This is a genomic window from Streptomyces sp. V4I2, assembly GCF_030817655.1.
GTDB classification, from domain to species: Bacteria; Actinomycetota; Actinomycetes; order Streptomycetales; family Streptomycetaceae; genus Streptomyces; species Streptomyces plumbiresistens.
The window spans coordinates 10,568,804-10,586,164 of the sequence record NZ_JAUSZM010000003.1 but is presented as its reverse complement, the minus strand read 5'-3'; the positions used below and the strand labels follow the sequence as shown (position 1 = coordinate 10,586,164).

Here is a 17,361-nt window from a genome sequence, read left to right as displayed (position 1 = left end):
GCCGCCTGACGCCGGAGGCCTTAGACCCGTGTCGGGGCATGTCTGCCCAGGGTCGCGATCGCTCTTGAGGGCTCGTATGCCACCTCAGGCGCGGGGCTGAGCGTCCAGGAATCGGTGGAGGGATGCCGTCATGCTCTCCACGAATGCGTCACGGGTCCGGTCGGAGACCAGGTCCAGGGACAGGTACGGGTTGAGGTCCTCCAGCTCTACGAGGAGCAGCTCGCCTTCCCGGGTGCGGCAGGCGTCCACGCGCTGGATGCCGTGGTCGAGGGTGTTCCAGTCGATGAAGGGCCGGGCGAAGGCCAGGTCGGCGTCGGTGGGCTCGTAGGGCTCAAGGACCCAGCGCCGCTCGGGGTCGGGGGCGTGAAGGGCGTACTGGAAGGTGTCGTCGACGTAGTAGAAGGACACCTCGTAGCGGAAGTCGATGCGCGGCTGGACCAGGATGTCGCCGTAGACGAGGTCGCTCGGCTGCTCTCGGGGTACGAAGGTCAGGCCGATGGAGTCCGCGCCCGCTTTCGGCTTGACCGCGTACTGGCCGGCCTCGGGCAGCAGGTGCAGGTCCTCGGGCCGGTCGATGGTGGGGATGACCGGGTATCCGGCGGCGGTCAGGTCCAGCAGGTACTGCTCGCCGGCCATGTCGCCCCGGCCGGACATCGGGTGTAGACCCGGATGCCACGGACCATGGCCTGCTCCCGGAAGGCGTCGTACTCCTTCTGGTAGTGCAGCACGGGCCCGCTGTTGCAGACCACGACCACGTCGAAGGCGTCCATCAGGGCGGCGGCATCCAGCGGGTGGCACAGGGCGATGTCGAAGCCGTCGCGCAGTCGGGAGGTCAGGAAGATGTCCTCGTCGCAGTAGCGTCGCCCCCGGGCCTGGTAGGCGAGGTCGGTCACGAACAGGACTCTGCGGCGCTCGGGCATCGTGCATCTCCTTAGACGGTGCCCCAAACCTACCCATCCCGCGGAACACGGCCTCGGGCAGCCGCGTAGTCGTGGGCTGTCAGCGCGCTCACCCCCCCTGACGCCCCTCGATGTCGTCTACCGCTCACACTTCGGTGTCACCGACTCGCGCCCGGTCAAGGTTCCCTACGTTGTCCTGTCCCAGAAAACTATGGGCAGGGCGCGCTTCTGACCTGCGGTGCCCACGGTTGAGCGGGACAGGTCGGCGGTCGGTTTCCCGCTCAACCGTCGACAGCCGTGCACGAGTGGCCTACCCACCCCCCACACAGCCCCACTACCAGCGAATCAGTCGGCATTGACCCACCAACAAGGCGAAGGCCGTTGGCCTGGCGCTGGTGGAGCCCGGTGACCCAACGCTCGTTGCGCCACGATCTTGTCGTTGCTACCGTCCAGCCTCTCCAGCCAACCGCCGACCCACTGAAGGTACGGAAAACTCATCCCCGGCGACGAAGTTCCTGTCGCAGGCGCAGACACGTCAGCGGTCGGCGGCGACGCATTGTGGACGCTCAGCGTGTCGGGGCGCGGGCCGCCAGTGCCTCCAGCAGGAGGTCCACCGCCTCCTCGAAGGAACTGTCCGCCATGCCGGGCAACGCGGGGCGGACTGCGGTGAGCGCCGGATACACCACCGGGTCCAGGTCCTGGTAGACGTTCCGCCACGCCCGGTGGTCGGCCTGGCGCTGCTGCAGCGGGAGCGCCTGGAACGCCGCGTCGGTGGCCGCGTGGCTGAGGACGGTGTCGATGAAGGCCAGGTAGAGCCGTGCGGCGGCGGCCGGCTCGAAGCCCGCGGACAGCAGCAGGCCGATCCCCACCGCCTGGATCTCGCTCTTGCGCCCGGTCACCCGGTGCGCCGCCATGGCCGCCGCCCGCGGATGGGCGAGGTACCCGGCGCGGACCCGCAGGGCCATCTCGCGCAACGAGGCCACCCAGTCGGCCCCGGGGACGAACCCCGCCATCGCGTCGCCGATAATCCGATCCGCGATGGCGAGCACCAGGTCGTCGGTGCCGTGGAAATAGCGGTAGAGAGCGCTCGGATCGCAGCCCAGCGCCGCGCCGAGCCGGCGCACACTCAGCGCTTCGGGACCGTGCTCGCCGATCAGCCGCAGGGCGGTCTCCACGATCAGGTCCTCGGACAGCAGGACCCCGGAGCGAGTGGGCCGCCGACGTCGACGCTCCTGCGGGACACGGGTGGACATGACAGGGTTCCTCTCTCCAGGTCGACCAGGCACGCACAGTGAACGACCCACGGCGCCTTACGTCAACAGGGTTGACCCAATGTGGACGTCAGCGGTTCCATCACCTCACCGCGCGGCTCTTCCCCGTCTCCCGTCCCCGAGGAGCCCTCCATGTCGTCCGCACCGCCCCTGTCCTCCGCGCCGGGCTCGGCTCTGCGCCGTTCCCTCGGCGTCGTCGACGGCGTAGCCATCGCCGCGTCCAGCACCGCGGCCACCACCAGCATCGCCATCGGCATGGGCACGATCGCGACCATCGTGGGCCTCCAGGCCCCGGCACTGCTGCTCCTGGCCTTCCTGCCGGTCCTGGGCATCGCCACCGCCTACGCCCGCCTGAACCGCTCGGAACCGAACTGCGGCAACGGCTACGTCTGGGTCGGCAAGGCCCTCGGTCCCTGGCCCGGCTTCCTGACCGGCTGGGTCACCCTGGTCGGGTCGGTCATCTTCTGCGCCTACACCAGCGCGATCATGGGCTCGGTCGTGCTGATCTTCGCCAACAAGGCGGGCCTGCACAGCCTCGCCGGCATCGCCCTCGATCCGACGTCCACCGGTGTCACCACGGCGGTCGGACTGGTGATCCTCCTCGCCCTCACCGCCCTGGCCGTCACCGGGGTGCGGGCCGCCACCCGCTTCCAGTTCGCCCTCCTGATCTTCGAGTACGCCGTGCTGCTGGCCTTCTGCGGCTGGGCCCTGATCACCGGTGACCACGCCATATCCCTGTCCTGGTTCAACCCCTTCGAGATCTCCAGCGGCACCACCTTCGCCCAGGGCATGGTCCTCGCGGTCTTCTTCTTCTGGGGTTGGGACGCGGCCTTCAGCGTCACCGAGGAGACGAAGAGCCCGGGCGACGCGGCCCGCGGAGGCCTCATCGCCCTCTTCGCGATGCTCGGTCTGTTCCTCTTCGCCTCGGTCGCCTTCCAGCGGGAGATGAGCCTGGCCGAACTCGTCAGAAACGGCCCCCAGGCCCTGCCGTACCTCGGCGAGAAACTGGCCGCCGAACCCTGGGCCACCCTCCCCTTGGTCGCGCTGATGTTCTCCGCCGTCGCCTCCGTCCAGGCCACTCTGATCCCCACGGCACGCGGCCTGTTCGCCATGAGCCGCGACCGTACGATGGGACCGGTGTGGACCCGGATCCACCCCCGCTACGGCACCCCCGCCGCCGGCACGGTCGTCGTGATGTCCATCGCCAGCGTGATCGCCCTGCTCGCCGTCGCGCTTCCCAAGTTGAGCGAGATGCTGCTGGCCGCCGTCAACGCCATCGGCCTGATCGTCGCCCTCTATTACGGCCTCACCGCGCTCGCCTGCGCCGTACGCTTCCGCTCCGCACGTCACGAAGGTGCACGGGAGGCGCTGCTCGCCGTCGGCGTGCCCGCCGTGTCCGGCCTGATCATGCTCGGCCTCGGCGGCTACCTCGGATACTCGTACCTGACCATGAGCGACCACTTCGAACTCAGCCCGGACAACGGCTGGTTCATGTTCTCGCTGCCCGCCGCGATCGTGCTCGCCGGCCTGGGCATGGCCGCCGTGGCCAAGTACGTCCGGCACTCGCCGTACTTCACGACGGGGCGCGGCACCGATGCCGAGTCCCTCACTCTTCCGATGGACCGTACGACGGTCTGACCCCCCATGGAGTTCCTTCCCATGTCGCATCCCCAGGTCACGGGGCCGGCCGATCTCGTCCTCACGGGCGGCCCCGTGCACACCGTCGATCCCGCACGCAGCCGCGCCACCGCCGTGGCCGTGCGCGGCGGGCGGATCGCCGCCGTCGGCCACGACGAGGTGCACGAGCTGATCGGCCCGCGCACCGAGGTCGTCGACCTCGCCGGCAAACTGCTGCTGCCCGGCTTCCAGGACGCCCACGTTCACCCGCAGGGCGCGGGCCTCGAACTCGGCCTGTGCCACCTTGCCGACACGGTCGACCCGGCCGAGTACCTGCGCAGGATCAAGGCATACGCCGGCCGGCACCCGGACGTCGAGTGGATCACCGGCGGCGGCTGGTCCCTGGAGGCGTTCCCCGGCGGCGCTCCCACCGCCGCGGCTCTCGACGCGATCGTCCCGGACCGGCCCGTCTTCCTGCCCAACCGCGACCACCACGGCGCCTGGGTCAACACCCGGGCCCTGGAGCGCGCGGGCATCGACGCCCGTACGCCCGACCCCACCGACGGCCGTATCGAGCGCGACGCCGACGGCAACCCGACCGGCATGCTCCAGGAGGGAGCCGTCCACCTCGTGGGAAGGCTCGTTCCGGATCCCACGCCGGAGGAGCAACTCGCCGCACTGCTCCGTGCCCAGGCCGTCCTGCACTCCTATGGCGTCACCGCCTGGCAGGACGCCATCGTCGGCGCGTACGCCAACATGAGCGACCCGGCGCCCGCCTATGTGGCCGCTGTCGACCGGGGTCTGCTCACCGCCCGTGTGGTCGGCGCTCTGTGGTGGGACCGCGAGCGGGGCGCCGAACAGATCCCCGAACTCATCGCCCGCCGCGAGGAGTTGAACCGGGACCGGTTCCGCGCGACCACCGTGAAGGTCATGCAGGACGGCATCGCGGAGAACCACACCGCCGCGATGCTCGACCCCTATCTGACCGGTTGCGGCTGCGCCTCAGGCAACAGCGGCATCAGCTTCGTCGAGCCGGGAGAGCTGAGGAAGTACGTCACCGAGCTGGACGCGTCGGGCTTCCAGGTCCACTTCCACGCGCTCGGCGACCGCGCGGTGCGCGAGGCGCTCGACGCCGTGGAGTCCGCCCGTACGGCCAACGGGTGGCGCGACACACGGCACCATCTGGCGCATCTCCAGGTCGTGCACCCGCACGACATCCCGCGCTTCCGCGCACTCGGCGCGAGCACCAACCTGCAGATGCTGTGGGCCGCCCACGAACCGCAGATGGACGAACTGACCCTGCCCTTCCTCGGTGCGGAACGCGGCGCCCGGCAGTACCCCTTCGGTGATCTGCTGCGCGCCGGCGCGACCCTGGCCGCCGGTAGCGACTGGCCGGTCAGCAGTCCCGACCCGCTCCAGGCCATCCATGTCGCCGTCAACCGGATCGCCCCCGGCGCGCCCGAGGACACCCCGGCCTTCCTCCCGGAGCAGCGCCTCGACCTGGGCGCCGCCATCGCCGCGTACACGGCGGGCAGCGCCTACGTGAACCACCTCGACGACATCACCGGCAGCATCACCGTCGGCAAGTCGGCCGATCTCGTCGTCCTCGACCGTGACCCGTTCGCGGGTCCGCCCGAGGAGATCGCCGCCACCCGCGTCCTTGAGACCTTCGTCGAAGGGCAGCGAGTCCACGCGGCCCAGGACGCCTGAGCCTGCCGGTCGCGGAGATCAGTGCTGCGACCGGCCGATCTCCGCGGCGGCGTCGTCGACGGTTCGGCCGGGGACGGCGGGGCGCCCGCCGTAGGGGCCCTCGTCGCCCCACAGGGTCATCGGAGCGGCCTTGCGGATCGCACACTCAACTCTTCGTCATGCTCAGTGGGGCATCCCGGCCCCGGCCGTTCAGACGGTTGGTACGCGGACGAATCGACCGGTTATATGCAGGTCACCCTCTATACGAGCAGCCGTGTCACGCAGTTCCGGCAGGATGTCCTCGACACATTCCTCAGCCGAGCGGCGGCTGCTGTGCATGTTGACGTTGATCGCCGCGATAACGCTGCCGTCGCGGTCACGTACGGCAACGGCGATCGAGCGCAGGCCTTCTTCCATCTCTTCCTCGACCAGGGCGTACCCCTCCTCGCGCACTCGGTCGAGGATCGCCTTGAGGACGGTGGGCCGGGTGACGGTGCGGGAGGTCAGCGGCGCCATCCGCACCTGGGCCAGCCGTTCGGTACGTCCCTCGGCCGGCAGACCCGCCAGCAGGATCCGGCCCGTGGACGTGGCGTAGGCGGGTACGCGTGCGCCCACGGCGATGTCGACGTCCATGATGCGGCCTGCGGGGACCGAGGCCGCGCACTGGACGTCGTCGCCGGTGAGTACGGACAGGGACGTCGAGTCCCGCACCCGCCGGGTGAGGGCGGCGAGATGGGGGTGCGCGATCCGGGTGAGCGTCGTCTTGGACAGCGGCGGGAAACCGAGCGCGAGAACCCGTGGAGTGAGCCTGAACGACCGGCCGCTGACCGTGACATGGCCGAGGTGCTGGAGGGTGATCAGGGCGCGGCGTGCCGTGGCCCGCGGCAGGCCGGTTCGTTCGGCGACCTGGGAGAGGGTCAGCTCCGCGCGGCCCTCGCCGAACGCTGTGACCACGGTCAGGCCGCGGGCCAGCGAGGTGATGAACTCCCCGCCCAGTTCCTGCTTCGAGGCGCTCGTCCAGGCGGCGAGGCCGGACGGGGCGCTCGGCGCTTCGGGCTGCGGGGCAGCGGCCAACTCCCTTTCCATGGCGGCGACCGCGGTACGGAGTCTGGGCAGAAGGGAGTCACGCAGCGAGTCCGCGCTGCGTCTGCTGGTGTGGCTCACGGCACTCGCCACACAGGCGATCCGACCGTCCGGAGCGCGAACCGGAACGGATGCCGCCACGAGACCCGGCTCGATCAACTGGTCGTCCAGGGCCCAGCCGTGCAGGCGGGCCTGTTCCACTCGCCGTTCGAAGTCCACGGCGTCGGCGCTGCGCGAGCGCGGGGGGATGGCCGGGAAGCCGAGGTCCTCGGGGTCGGCGAGTCGCCGCTCCCGCCACCGCGCCCAGTCCTGCGCGCTCCAGTCGGTTGCCAGCAGCGGGCCGGGGGCGGTGCGTTCGGCGGGCAGCAGGTCGCCGATGCGGAAGCTCAGCGACAGGGCGCGTCGGCGGATGGCCTGGTGGATGAAGCGGATGCCGTCGCCGTCCGCCACCGCGAGGGAAACCGACTCATCGAGTTCGTCGGCGAGGCCGTCGGCGTGATTGCGCAACAGGTCGGGGAGGCGCAGAGCGGCAAGGTACGCGTTGCCCAGCTCCATCAGGCGGGGGGCCAGGACGGCGTTGCTGCCGTCCAGGTGCACGTACCCCATGCGGGCGAGGGTTCCGGCGACCCGGTCGATGGTGGAGCGGGCCAGCCCGGTGGTCCGTCCCAGATCGCTGAGGCCGGCCGCCCCTCCGGCGTCGGTGAGCCCGCGCAGCACGGCGATCCCACGCATGAGGGGGGCAACGGCCTCCTCGGGCGGCGCGGGCACCGCCACGGGGTCGGCGGGCGGCACTGCGTGGGTCGATGTCATGTTCTCTCCGCGGCGGCAGTCTCGTCTCTGTAGTGCATGATGCCTGGCGAGGGCAGCGGACCGGCAGACCGGTGCGGTCGCGACGCCGGGCGGCACGGCACTCATGGGGGACGGACCGGCGCCCTAGGCCCTGTCTGGAATTCGAATCACGAGTGTGGTGCGATGCTGCGGAGCCAGAGCATCGCACCACACAGGTGCAGTCCGGCCTCGTAGCTCTCCGGGGTCTTGTCGTACCGGGTAGCGATACCGCGCCAGTTCCGCAGCCGGTTGATGCACCGTTCCACGGTGTTGCGCTCTTTGTAGAGTGTCGCGTCGTGCGAGACTGGCCGCCCGCCGGCCCTGCCACGCTTCTTGCGGTTCGCAGCCTGGTCGGCCTTCTCCGGGATCACGGCTCGGATCCCGCGTTGTCGCAGGTAGCGGCGGTTGCGTCGGGACGAGTACGCCTTGTCCGCGGCCACTGCATCCGGCCGGGTCCGCGGGCGCCCGACCGGGCCGCGCACTTTCACCCGTTCCAGGACCGGGGCGAACTGCGGACTGTCGCCGGCCTGCCCGGGCGTGAGGACGAACGCAAGCGGGCGACAGCGTCGGTCGGCCGCCACATGGATCTTGCTCGTCAGTCCGCCCCGGGAACGCCCCAGCTCGGCGGCTTTCAAGCGGGCCCGGTGTCGTCGGTGGACCCGTCGCCGCTCGACGCGCGCCTCGTCCTCGGCCTGTCCGTCCTGCGTTCTTTGCTCCTTGTCCTCGCCCCCTTTTCGGCCTCGACGGCCATTTCCAAGGCCGCCAACTGCTCGGGGTCCAGGGCCATCCCGGCGGCGTGGTGGTGGGCCCGGGCGGTCGCAGAGTCCACGCTGACCAGGCCCAGATCAGCCTGGCCGCGGGCAGCGGCCTCGGCGATCACTGTGTGCATCAGGTCCTGGAAGACGCCACGCGTCGCCCAGATCCGGAAGCGGTCGTACGCGCTCTGCCAGGGCCCGAACTCGGTCGGCAGGTCACGCCAGGGGCTACCGGTCCGGAACCGCCACATCACCGCGTTGAAATGTTTCCGCAGGTCGGGGATGGGCCCAACCGCGGCAATCGGGAGATGGGGCTCGATCAGGGCCCACTGCTCATCGGTGAGATCGCCTCGCGCCATGACTGACGGCCTATCAAGACCGAGCCCCCGCGCGCAGGCGATCTACCGAACTCCTGATCCGAGCTCCAGACAGGACCTAGGACTCCGTGTTCTGCACGGCGAGGTCGTGACTGCGGTCGTCCGTCAGCGTGTCGGGGTCATCGTCCTTCGGCGCCTCCGCGTCGCCGTTGTGGTGTTTGGCGCGCTGGATCTGTTCGTACACGTGGGCACGCAGTTCGGCGAAGCGCGTGCTGGAGCGGGTGTGCAACTGGTCGCGTTCGTCGGGGAGATCGATGGTCAGGTCCTCCTGCACCACGGTCGGTGAGGTGGACAGGATGATGGTGCGCTGGCCGAGGTAGACGGCTTCGTCGATGTCGTGGGTGACGAACAGGACGGTGACGCCCAGCTCCCGCCACAGGTGCCGGATGAGGTCCTCCAGTTCGGCACGGGTCTGGGCGTCGACGGCGGCGAAGGGTTCGTCCATGAGCAGCACCTTCGGTTCGAAGGCGACGGCGCGGGCGATGGCGACGCGCTGCTGCATGCCGCCGGAGAGCTGCCATGGGTAGGCCTGGTGGGCGTCGGCGAGGCCGACGACCTCCAGGGCGTGGTCCACCAGCTCCTTCTCGCGGGTCTTGCCGAGCTTCTTGCGGCGCAAGGGCAGGGCGACGTTGTCGCGTACGTTCATCCAGGCGAACAGGGAGCGGCCGTACTCCTGGAAGACCACGGCCATGCCGGGCGGGGGCCCGGTGACCGGGTGGCCGTCCAGGGTTACCTCGCCGCCGGTCGGGGTGAGCAGTCCCGCCATGCATTTCAGCAGTGTGGTCTTGCCGCATCCCGACGGGCCGACCAGGCACACGAGTTCACCGGCACCGATGTGGAAAGTCAGGTTCCGCAGGGCTTCGACGTTGCGGTTGCGGCCGGTGTAGATCTTCTGCAGGTTGCGTACGTCGAGCATCGACGTCTCCTTGTCGGGGGTTGCGCCGGGCGCGGTGTCAGGGGTTGCGCTGCGCGCGGCGCAGGCCGTGGTACCAGGCCAGGACCCGGTTCTCGGCGAAGCGGAAGAGCAGCGACAGGGCGAATCCGAGCAGGCCGAGCAGCAGGACGCCGCTCCACATCTCGGGGATGGCGAAGGAGCGCTGGAACTGCACGATGGTGAAGCCGAGGCCGTTGATGGCGGCGAACATCTCGCTGATGACCATGAGGATGATCGCGATGGACAGGGCCTGGCGCATACCGGTGACGATCTGCGGGCTGGCCGAGCGCAGCACCAGGTGCCGCAGGCGCGCGACGCCGGTGATGCCGTAGGAGCGGCAGGTGTCACTGAGCACCTCGTCGCCGGCGCGGACGCCTTCGACGGTGTTGAGCAGGATCGGCCACATACAGCCGCTGACGATGACGATCACCTTCATGGTGTCGCCGATGCCGGCGAACAGCATGATGACGGGCACGAGCACCGGGGGCGGGATGGCCCGGAAGAGTTCCAGGACGGGCTCCAGGACATCCCGCACGACGCGGCTCATGCCGACCACCAGGCCGAGCCCCACCCCGACGACGACGGCGAGGAGATAGCCGGCGACCAGCCGGATCAGGCTCGGCACCACGTCGGACAGCAGCCGCTCGACCGTCCAGACCTCCCCGAACTTCTGCAGAATGGTGGCGAGCGGCGGGACGTAGAAGTCTGTGCTGTCGGCGGTGGCGAACCACCACACAGCGAACAGAACCGCGGGCATGCCCAGGACCAGCAGGACCCTGCGGGCCGCGGTGAGGACAGTCGTGCGGATCATCCGGCTCACCCTTCCCTGCGTATCGATTGGTGCCAGTGCAGCACCCGCCGCTCAACGGCCCGCGCCACCAGGTTGATCGCGACGCCCAGCAACCCGGTGACCAGGACCAGGGCGTAGACCCGCGGCACGGCGCCGGAGGTCTGCGCCACGGCGACCTGGTTGCCCAGCCCGGGCGCGCCAATGACGAGTTCGGCGGTGATGGTGAGGACGAGTGCCACGGTGGCCGCCAGTCTGAGGCCCGTCATCACATAGGGCAGCGCGGTGGGCCACATGACGTACCGCACCCGGCCCCGGACGCCCAGTTGGTAACTGCGGGCGGTGTCGTCCGCGACCGGGTCGACATCCTGCATGCCGGCCAGCACCTGGACGAGCACCTGCCAGAACGAGGCGTACACCACGAGCAGCAGTTTCGACCTCAGGTCAGTGCCGTAGAGCAGTACCGCCACCGGGATCAGGGCCACGGACGGGATCGGCCGCAGGAACTCGATGGTGGAGGAGGTGACGGCCCGCAGCACGGGCACGGAACCGATCACGATTCCGGCTACCACCCCCGTCACGACGGCGATGGCCAGGCCCAGGCCCCACCCGGTCAGAGTGTCACCCAGCGCGGTCCAGAACGCGGCCTCGGCGAGGAGATGCCACAGGGCCTCGGCCATCTCCGACGCGGGCGGGAGGTAGTCGGCGGACACCAGAGGTGTGTGCGGCAGCACCTCCAGCAGCACCACCAGCCCGGCCAGGCCGGCCAGGCCTCGCAGCGGGGTGACGGCTCCGTCCAGAGAGCGCCGGACCCGGCCGCCCCCCGGCCCGCCGGGACCCGTGTCGGTCCCGGCGCCAGCGAGCGTCTTTGTCAGCACAGAAGTGCTCCCGGACTCGCTCATGAGAACAGTGCGTCCAGGTCCGGCTTCTTGTCGCCGAAGATGCCGTCCTCCTCGCCGAGCGAGGCCAGCTTCTCCAGGGAAGCCATGTCGATCTTTGTGGGCCAGCTCGGCAGCGTGAGCTTCTGCACCACCTGGGCGTCGATCTTGGTGTAGGTGGTGAGGATCTGGCGTGCCTCGTCGGGGTGTTCAGAGGCGTACGTCAGCGACTCGGTCATGGCCTCGGTGAACTTCTTCACCAGGCCGGGGTTCTCCTTGAGCAGCTTGGTGGAGGTGAAGTACGTCGCCACGGTGAGCTTCGGGTCGGTCTCGGCGAACGGAGAGGCCACGACGCGGGCACCCTGGCCCTTGGCGATGGTCAGCGCGGGCTCACCCATCCAGGCGGCGTCCACCTGCCCGCCGTCCAGAGCGGCCGGCATCTGGTCGAAGGGCATCTCCAGGAACTTGACCTTCGTGGGGTCGCCGCCGGCCTTGCGTACCGACTCGCGGACCGTGGTGTCCCCGATGTTCTGCAGGGTGTTGACCGCCACCTTCTTGCCGGCAAGGTCCTTGGCGGACTTGATGGAGCTGTCCTTCTTGACGGCGACGCCGGTGACGTCGGCCCCGACCTTCCCGTTGGTGGCCACCCCGTTGACCACGGACTTGATCGGCACACCCTTGGTCTGGGCGAGCATCAAAGACGTGGTGTTGCTGAACCCGAACTGGAACTGACCGCTCACCACGCCGGGGACGATCGCGGCGCCGCCCTGGGCGAGCTCCATCTTCAGGTCGATTCCACGCTTGCTGAAGAATCCCTGCTTCTGCCCCAGGTACAGCGGGGCCACATCGACGATCGGGATGATCCCGACGGTGACCTGCGTGGTCTTACTCCCGTCCGAGGACGGCGAACCGCCGGTCGAGGACGAAGAGGATCCACATCCGGCCGCAGCCGCGACCGTCACCACAGCTATGGCAAGACCGAGAACGCGCCTTCGCATACGGCCCCTCCTGTCGGGGTTCATGTGCGCTGAGCGCACAATATTTCGTGTGCCGAACACGGCAAGCGGGACATTAGGGCTCTGCTCTCAGTGAGGTCAATAGGTGGCCGCCGCCAGTTTCGGGAGCCGAGACCCGTCCACACCCGCCCGCGATCAGCGACCTTTTCCCCGGGAGTCCCGGCCGCATGACACCGACGGGATCAACTCGGTCCACAGCATTGACAGTGACCCGCCATGCCCCGAGACTCACAGCGCAATCAGTGAATCTCAGTTCACTAGACGAACAAATGAGCAAGGCGCCGTCCCGGGAACCTCCCGTACCTCCAAGGCGAGCAGCATCCCCACCGTTCGAAGAGAAGTGAGAATGCTGCTTCGACGTCCGCACGGCACATCGCTGCGCCCCCGCCGGCCGCACTCATGGCGGTCGGGTGCTCGGCGGGGTGCGCCGGTCTCTGATGTGGCTGAGGGGGTTCGCGACGGCGACCTCGTCGGGGCAGTCCTTGATCGGGCAGCCCAGCAGTAGTGACTCGGGAGAGCGGGCGTCGGAGTGGCAGTCAGTGAGCCCGAACACCCCGTTGAACGGCTTGCAGTCGTTCAGCATGTGGGCGTCCATTTGCAGGAAGTCGGTCGGCGGGTAGAACGGCACGGCCGCCTGGACGGCGCTGGAGGGTCCGCGTACGCCGACATCGCCCTCCAGGTACGGGATGTTCCCGGTGACCGCGGCCATCGCCGTGGTCCAGCCGCCCGAGGAATCACCCATGATCGCGATGCGTTTGGTGCTCGCGCCGAGTGCGCGGAAGCGCGGAACGTCGTGCGGGTGCACGACCTGGAGATGCGCCAGATGGTGCCGTGTGTCGCGCCACCCGTTGGCCGTACGGGCGGCCTCCACGGCGTCGAGCGCCTCGCGCACCGCGCGGTCGCCGAGCGCGTGGAAGTGGACCACGTGCCCAGACCTTCCTGCACTCCTATGGCGTCACCGCCTGGCAGGACGCCATCGTCGGCGCGTACGCCAACATGACCGCGCCGGGCACGGCCCGTTCCTCGACATGCTCAACGACCCGGACACACGCCGGGACGCCTACGAGGAGACCGCACACAACGGCCAGACCACGCCGGCGCGTCCCGCGACCCCGTCGTGGCAGACCGTCGTCTCCTTCCTGAAGCAGCACCTGCGGCCGACACCGAAGTGAGCCGACCGGACACCTGAGCCGTGTTGGCCCGAAGCCGTGGTCCAACCACCCTCGGCCCCTGCCCCCTCAGCGTCCCAGCTCGGGTTTCCCGGCCGTTGCCCCTACGGCGTGGCCGGTCGCAGGCGGGTTTCTCCGGGCGACACGCTACTTCGATCCGGGAGGCGCCAGGAGATCGGAGATGAAGAAGGTCGACGGCGTGGACGTTCAGCGATCTCTTCTCCCGCCGGATACCCGTCCGCCCCACGGAGGGGCCGGTGCCTCGCCGGTGTGACGGCATCGGCCCGGGGGCACAGCCGGAGGCGTGCGTCGTTACCCGCGGAGGCCAGTTTGTCGTAGAGCAGGCGGCTCTGGTGGTATTGAGCTGCGCGGCGACGTCGTCGGCGCCCTGGTGTCCGCTGTCCGCCAGCCAGCCCGAGCCGCTCGAGAAGATCACCAACGGTACTGGCCGCTGTGACCGCGGTACGTAGAGGTCCAGCAGGTAGCCCTGGGTGCCCGGCGGTTCGGCGGGCGCGTAGGCGAGGTCCTTGTTGACGTTCACTTCTTTTACTCCGGGTGAGGTTGCGGGGGCGGTGACCCCGGCCGCCGTGCTGAGGACCAGGACCGCGGCGATCGCCGCCAGCATCGGTGGAATGCGCGCTCTTTCTCGGAGTGACAGGTGACCAGCGTGACGTCGAGGTCCAGGACCAAACCGGGCAGAACGCGTCCCGCGGCCCGGACTGCGGATATGCCCTCGCCATGCTCCGCGGCCTGCAGCCAGGCGACCTCGGGCCTGCGCACGGACGAGCGCAGAGCGGTCAGTGTCCTCTCGTCGGTGTCGGCGAGCAGCCGCCAGACCGTCAGTGTCGAGGCGACGGGGCCGAACAACCCTGCCTCGTCCCGCAGTACGGCCAGATCCGCGATGGCCTCGCCGCCATCGGCGAGCATCACGACCAGGTCGGTGGCAATCCGGCCCGCATCATGCCCGGTCCCGCGGGGCCGAAGCGGCCTCCGATCTGGCCGGCACGGGCTACTTCCTGCGTGCCCAGGCGAACCGCTTCGACCGCACGGCCCTTTGGGGCGTGGGCCTGAGCGCGGCCCTGATGGCCTGGATGCGCCCCACGGACGCGGGCCGCCCACGAACCGCAGATGGACGAACTGACCCTGCCCTTCCTCGGTGCGGAACGCGGCGCCCGGCAGTACCCCTTCGGTGATCTGCTGCGCGCCGGCGCGACCCTGGCCGCCGGTAGCGACTGGCCGGTCAGCAGTCCCGACCCGCTCCAGACCATCCATGTCGCCGTCAACCGGATCGCCCCCGGCGCGCCCGAGGACACCCCGGCCTTCCTCCCGGAGCAGCGCCTCGACCTGGGCGCCGCCATCGCCGCGTACACGGCGGGCAGCGCCTACGTGAACCACCTCGACGACATCACCGGCAGCATCACCGCCGGCAAGTCGGCCGATCTCGTCGTCCTCGACCGTGACCCGTTCGCGGGTCCGCCCGAGGAGATCGCCGCCACCCGCGTCCTTGAGACCTTCGTCGAAGGGCAGCGAGTCCACGCGGCCCAGGACGCCTGAGTTGGCCATTGCTCTGCGCACGAGTGACCAGATGACCTCGACGGGGTTGAGGCCGGGTGCATACGGCGGGAGGCGGATGGTGGTGAGCCACTTGCCGAGTTTCTCCTCGACCACCAGGAACTGGGCATCGGTGACGGTCGGAGAAGTTCGCAGGCCCTGCCGAGCGCAGGGCCTCCACCCCGCCCTCACGCCAGGCCCGCCGCCAGCGTTCTACCGACCGCACACTCACCCGCAGATCCTTACGACCTGGTCCGCGATAGAGGACCGGGGGCAGGACGGGTTTCTGGTGCGAACTGACAGCCTCATGGACGATGCAGTGGACCTCGGCGAGTTCGTTGTGCGCCGCGGGAGTGAGTCAGAGTCGGAAGCGCTGGTTGGGATCGACGCAGTCGCGGTCGAAGGTGACGTCGGGCGACAGGCGAGCATCCGAAAGGGCGCTGTCACGTTGGTTGATCGGGTGGGATGCTGTTCGGGTTGATCATGCTGGGAGGGGTCGTCCGTGGAGAGCACGTCGCCGTCGTACAGGGGGCCCGGTACCCGGTCGAGGTGATCTCCCACTGCGTGTGGCTGTACCACCGATGCCCGCTCAGCTTCCGTGAGGTCGAGGAGCTGATGCTCGAGCGCGGCGTCAGAGCGACGCCACCGACGGCGCGGCGGTGACCGCCTGCCCGGAACCCGCGGCGGCGTGTTCCGCCAGAAGATCACTGATGCCGAACGCGTCCTGGCGACCGTCCTCTACAAACGGGGCCTGTGCACCCGGCAGGTCCTCGCCGACGCATTCGAAGTCAGCGAGAGCACCATCGGCAACTCCCTCAACGACGTCCGGCCCCTCCTGGCCCGAGTCGGATACACCTCAACCACCGCCGCACAACGGTTCACCGACGCACACGCACTGCTCGCCTCCGCCATACCGACCATGCCACGGGACACGACCACTACACCAGGTTGATGTTTTACGGCCTCAGCCCACCAGGAAGCGGGAACGGGCGATGAAGGGCTTCCGCTCCGCGGGCGGGGCCCAGCGGTTTCTGTCCGCGTTCAGCGGCATTCACCCCACTGTCGACCCCACCGCCACCTGCTCACCGCCCCCGACTGTTGAGCGGAAATGGCCATCCGCTTCGCCATCTGGGACCACGTCACCGGAGTCGTCGGCACGGCCGCAACGGCCTGACCCAGGCTGGCACCCGAGCCGACCACGCCCTGGCACACCATCAGGCCCGCGCACACCCAACAACGTGACAACGCCGGCGCCGGTGATGACGACGACCTTGCCTTCAAGGTGGTTCATGGGGATCTCCCAGTGAGAGGGGGCAGCGCGTCGGCCCCTGGTGAGGGCTGGACGGCCAGGTGCGGAGCAGGGCGGGGGTCAGTGCTTGCGGCGCTTGACGACGTAGGCGTACTGGTCCGGCCAGCGCGGCTCGGCGCCCAGGGCGAGGGCGGCGTGCTGCGGCCAGTAGGGGTCGCGCAGCAGTTCACGGCCGAGCAGGACGGCGTCCGCCTGCCCGGAGGTGATGATCTCTTCGGCCTGGTGGGGGTCGGTGATGATGCCTACGGCGGCGGTGGGGATGCCGGCCTGGTTGCGGGCCTGGGCGGCGAACGGCACCTGGTAGTTCGGCCTGGCGACGATCTTCGCGTCGCGGACCATGCCGCCGGTCGAGACGTCGAGCAGGTCGACGCCGTGAGCGGTCAGTTCCTTGGCGAGGCGGACGGTGTCCTCACCGGTCCAGCCCTCGCGGGTGTCCTCGGGGTTCTCGGTCAGCCAGTCGGTCGCCGAGGTGCGGAAGAAAACCGGCAGCTCGGCGGGCCACACGGCGCGCACCGCGTCGACGACCTCCAGGGCGAAGCGGATCCGGTTCTCGAAGCTGCCGCCGTAGGCGTCGGTGCGGTGGTTGGAGACCGGGGAGAGGAAGGAGTTGATGAGGTAGCCGTGGGCGCCGTGCACCTCGGCGACCTGGAAGCCGGCGGCCAGGGCGCGCTTGGCGGAGTCGGCGAAGTCGGCTACCAGCTGCTGGATCTCGGCCACGGTCAGCTCGTGCGGGACGGGCAGGCCGTCGTACGCGACCGCGCTGGGCGCCACCGTCTGCCAGCCGCCCTCGCTCCGGGGCACGTACCGGTCGGACAGCCAGGGCTTGTCGACGGAAGCCTTGCGGCCAGCGTGGGCGAGCTGGATGGCCGGGACGGCGCCGTACGCCTTGATGGCCTGGGTGATCCTGGCAAACGCCTCCTGCTGACGGTCGTTCCACAGGCCAAGGTCCCAGGGGCTGATCCGTCCGTCGGGGCGGACCCCGGTGGCCTCGGCCATGACCAGGCCCGTGCCACCGGCGGCGCGTGAGGCCAGGTGGGTGAGGTGGAAGTCGGTCGGCGCGCCGGTCTCCAGGCCGGTGGGGGCGGCGGAGTACATGCACATCGGCGACATCCACACCCGGTTGGGTATCTGGAGGGAGCGCAGCTTGAGGGGGGTGAACAGAGTGCTCACGGTGTTTCTCTTTCAGGTGGGGCATCGC

The 17,361-nt window shown here is 69.6% G+C and carries 13 protein-coding genes and 6 pseudogenes; 7 read left to right on the top strand and 12 right to left on the bottom strand.

The window, feature by feature from the left end:
* Positions 1–84: 84 nt before the first annotated feature.
* Positions 85–920, bottom strand: a pseudogene (locus tag QFZ76_RS49810) (hypothetical protein).
* A 545-nt stretch (positions 921–1,465) separates the two neighbouring features.
* Positions 1,466–2,152, bottom strand: coding sequence for a TetR/AcrR family transcriptional regulator (locus tag QFZ76_RS49805; RefSeq protein WP_307679852.1), 687 nt, complete (start codon positions 2,150–2,152; stop codon positions 1,466–1,468).
* Positions 2,153–2,302: 150 nt separating this feature from the next.
* Here QFZ76_RS49805 and QFZ76_RS49800 point away from each other — a divergent pair, with 150 nt between their 5' ends.
* Entirely contained in the window at positions 2,303–3,808 is a 1,506-nt protein-coding gene (locus QFZ76_RS49800) for an APC family permease (RefSeq protein WP_307679850.1), read from the top strand.
* Positions 3,809–3,829: 21 nt separating this feature from the next.
* Positions 3,830–5,497 carry an amidohydrolase gene (locus tag QFZ76_RS49795; protein ID WP_307679849.1) on the top strand — a complete coding sequence of 556 codons (1,668 nt, stop codon included), beginning with the start codon at positions 3,830–3,832 and terminating at the stop codon, positions 5,495–5,497.
* 189 nt (positions 5,498–5,686) lie between these two features.
* Here QFZ76_RS49795 and QFZ76_RS49790 read toward each other — a convergent pair whose 3' ends face one another.
* The 8 genes and pseudogenes from QFZ76_RS49790 to QFZ76_RS49755 all read right to left on the bottom strand — a co-directional run.
* Positions 5,687–7,369 carry an IclR family transcriptional regulator C-terminal domain-containing protein gene (locus tag QFZ76_RS49790; RefSeq protein ID WP_307679848.1) on the bottom strand — a complete coding sequence of 561 codons (1,683 nt, stop codon included), beginning with the start codon at positions 7,367–7,369 and terminating at the stop codon, positions 5,687–5,689.
* Between the two features lie 146 nt (positions 7,370–7,515).
* Positions 7,516–8,501 (bottom strand): IS5 family transposase gene (locus tag QFZ76_RS49785; RefSeq protein WP_373464362.1). Its coding sequence is split into 2 segments (ribosomal slippage): positions 7,516–8,091 and positions 8,094–8,501, totalling 984 coding nucleotides; the frame shifts between segments, so codons are not numbered across the junction.
* 76 nt (positions 8,502–8,577) lie between these two features.
* The gene (locus QFZ76_RS49780; protein ID WP_307679847.1) at positions 8,578–9,435 is read right to left on the bottom strand and encodes an ABC transporter ATP-binding protein; all 858 of its coding nucleotides are present in this window, start codon (positions 9,433–9,435) and stop codon (positions 8,578–8,580) included.
* A gap of 37 nt (positions 9,436–9,472) precedes the next feature.
* On the bottom strand, positions 9,473–10,264 hold the full coding sequence (locus tag QFZ76_RS49775; protein WP_307679846.1) for an ABC transporter permease: 792 nt from the start codon (positions 10,262–10,264) through the stop codon (positions 9,473–9,475).
* 5 nt (positions 10,265–10,269) lie between these two features.
* On the bottom strand, positions 10,270–11,040 hold the full coding sequence (locus QFZ76_RS49770; RefSeq protein ID WP_307680375.1) for an ABC transporter permease: 771 nt from the start codon (positions 11,038–11,040) through the stop codon (positions 10,270–10,272).
* Positions 11,041–11,138: 98 nt separating this feature from the next.
* Positions 11,139–12,116, bottom strand: a complete 978-nt coding sequence (locus tag QFZ76_RS49765; protein WP_307679845.1) for an ABC transporter substrate-binding protein — start codon at positions 12,114–12,116, stop codon at positions 11,139–11,141.
* Positions 12,117–12,531: 415 nt separating this feature from the next.
* Positions 12,532–12,894, bottom strand: a pseudogene (locus QFZ76_RS49760) (alpha/beta hydrolase); the annotation flags it as partial.
* A pseudogene (locus tag QFZ76_RS49755) lies at positions 12,895–13,065 on the bottom strand (amidohydrolase family protein); the annotation flags it as partial.
* Positions 13,066–13,162: 97 nt separating this feature from the next.
* Between QFZ76_RS49755 and QFZ76_RS49750 the strand changes: the two are divergent.
* Positions 13,163–13,306 carry a hypothetical protein gene (locus QFZ76_RS49750; protein ID WP_307679844.1) on the top strand — a complete coding sequence of 48 codons (144 nt, stop codon included), beginning with the start codon at positions 13,163–13,165 and terminating at the stop codon, positions 13,304–13,306.
* A 606-nt stretch (positions 13,307–13,912) separates the two neighbouring features.
* Here the strand turns inward: QFZ76_RS49750 and QFZ76_RS49745 are convergent.
* Positions 13,913–14,287, bottom strand: a pseudogene (locus QFZ76_RS49745) (IS1380 family transposase); the annotation flags it as partial.
* A 126-nt stretch (positions 14,288–14,413) separates the two neighbouring features.
* Between QFZ76_RS49745 and QFZ76_RS49740 the strand changes: the two are divergent.
* The 4 genes and pseudogenes from QFZ76_RS49740 to QFZ76_RS52130 all read left to right on the top strand — a co-directional run.
* Positions 14,414–14,857 (top strand): annotated as a pseudogene (locus QFZ76_RS49740) (amidohydrolase family protein); the annotation flags it as partial.
* 474 nt (positions 14,858–15,331) lie between these two features.
* The gene (locus tag QFZ76_RS49735; protein ID WP_307680401.1) at positions 15,332–15,517 is read left to right on the top strand and encodes a hypothetical protein; all 186 of its coding nucleotides are present in this window, start codon (positions 15,332–15,334) and stop codon (positions 15,515–15,517) included.
* Positions 15,518–15,542: 25 nt separating this feature from the next.
* Complete coding sequence (locus QFZ76_RS49730) at positions 15,543–15,806, top strand: hypothetical protein (protein ID WP_373464587.1); 264 nt, start codon at positions 15,543–15,545, stop codon at positions 15,804–15,806.
* A 10-nt stretch (positions 15,807–15,816) separates the two neighbouring features.
* Positions 15,817–16,028 (top strand): annotated as a pseudogene (locus QFZ76_RS52130) (IS6 family transposase); the annotation flags it as partial.
* A 195-nt stretch (positions 16,029–16,223) separates the two neighbouring features.
* Here the strand turns inward: QFZ76_RS52130 and QFZ76_RS49720 are convergent.
* Entirely contained in the window at positions 16,224–17,333 is a 1,110-nt protein-coding gene (locus tag QFZ76_RS49720; protein WP_307679843.1) for an NADH:flavin oxidoreductase/NADH oxidase, read from the bottom strand.
* Between the last annotated feature and the right edge of the window lie 28 nt (positions 17,334–17,361).

What these genes read in the sequence shown, in the direction of transcription:
- QFZ76_RS49805 (WP_307679852.1), bottom strand. Translation starts at nt 2,152, where the DNA reads ATGTCCACCCGTGTCCCGCAGGAGCGTCGACGTCGGCGGCCCACTCGC.
- QFZ76_RS49800 (WP_307679850.1), top strand. Translation starts at nt 2,303, where the DNA reads ATGTCGTCCGCACCGCCCCTGTCCTCCGCGCCGGGCTCGGCTCTGCGC.
- QFZ76_RS49795 (WP_307679849.1), top strand. Translation starts at nt 3,830, where the DNA reads ATGTCGCATCCCCAGGTCACGGGGCCGGCCGATCTCGTCCTCACGGGC.
- QFZ76_RS49790 (WP_307679848.1), bottom strand. Translation starts at nt 7,369, where the DNA reads ATGACATCGACCCACGCAGTGCCGCCCGCCGACCCCGTGGCGGTGCCC.
- QFZ76_RS49780 (WP_307679847.1), bottom strand. Translation starts at nt 9,435, where the DNA reads ATGCTCGACGTACGCAACCTGCAGAAGATCTACACCGGCCGCAACCGC.
- QFZ76_RS49775 (WP_307679846.1), bottom strand. Translation starts at nt 10,264, where the DNA reads ATGATCCGCACGACTGTCCTCACCGCGGCCCGCAGGGTCCTGCTGGTC.
- QFZ76_RS49765 (WP_307679845.1), bottom strand. Translation starts at nt 12,116, where the DNA reads ATGCGAAGGCGCGTTCTCGGTCTTGCCATAGCTGTGGTGACGGTCGCG.
- QFZ76_RS49750 (WP_307679844.1), top strand. Translation starts at nt 13,163, where the DNA reads ATGCTCAACGACCCGGACACACGCCGGGACGCCTACGAGGAGACCGCA.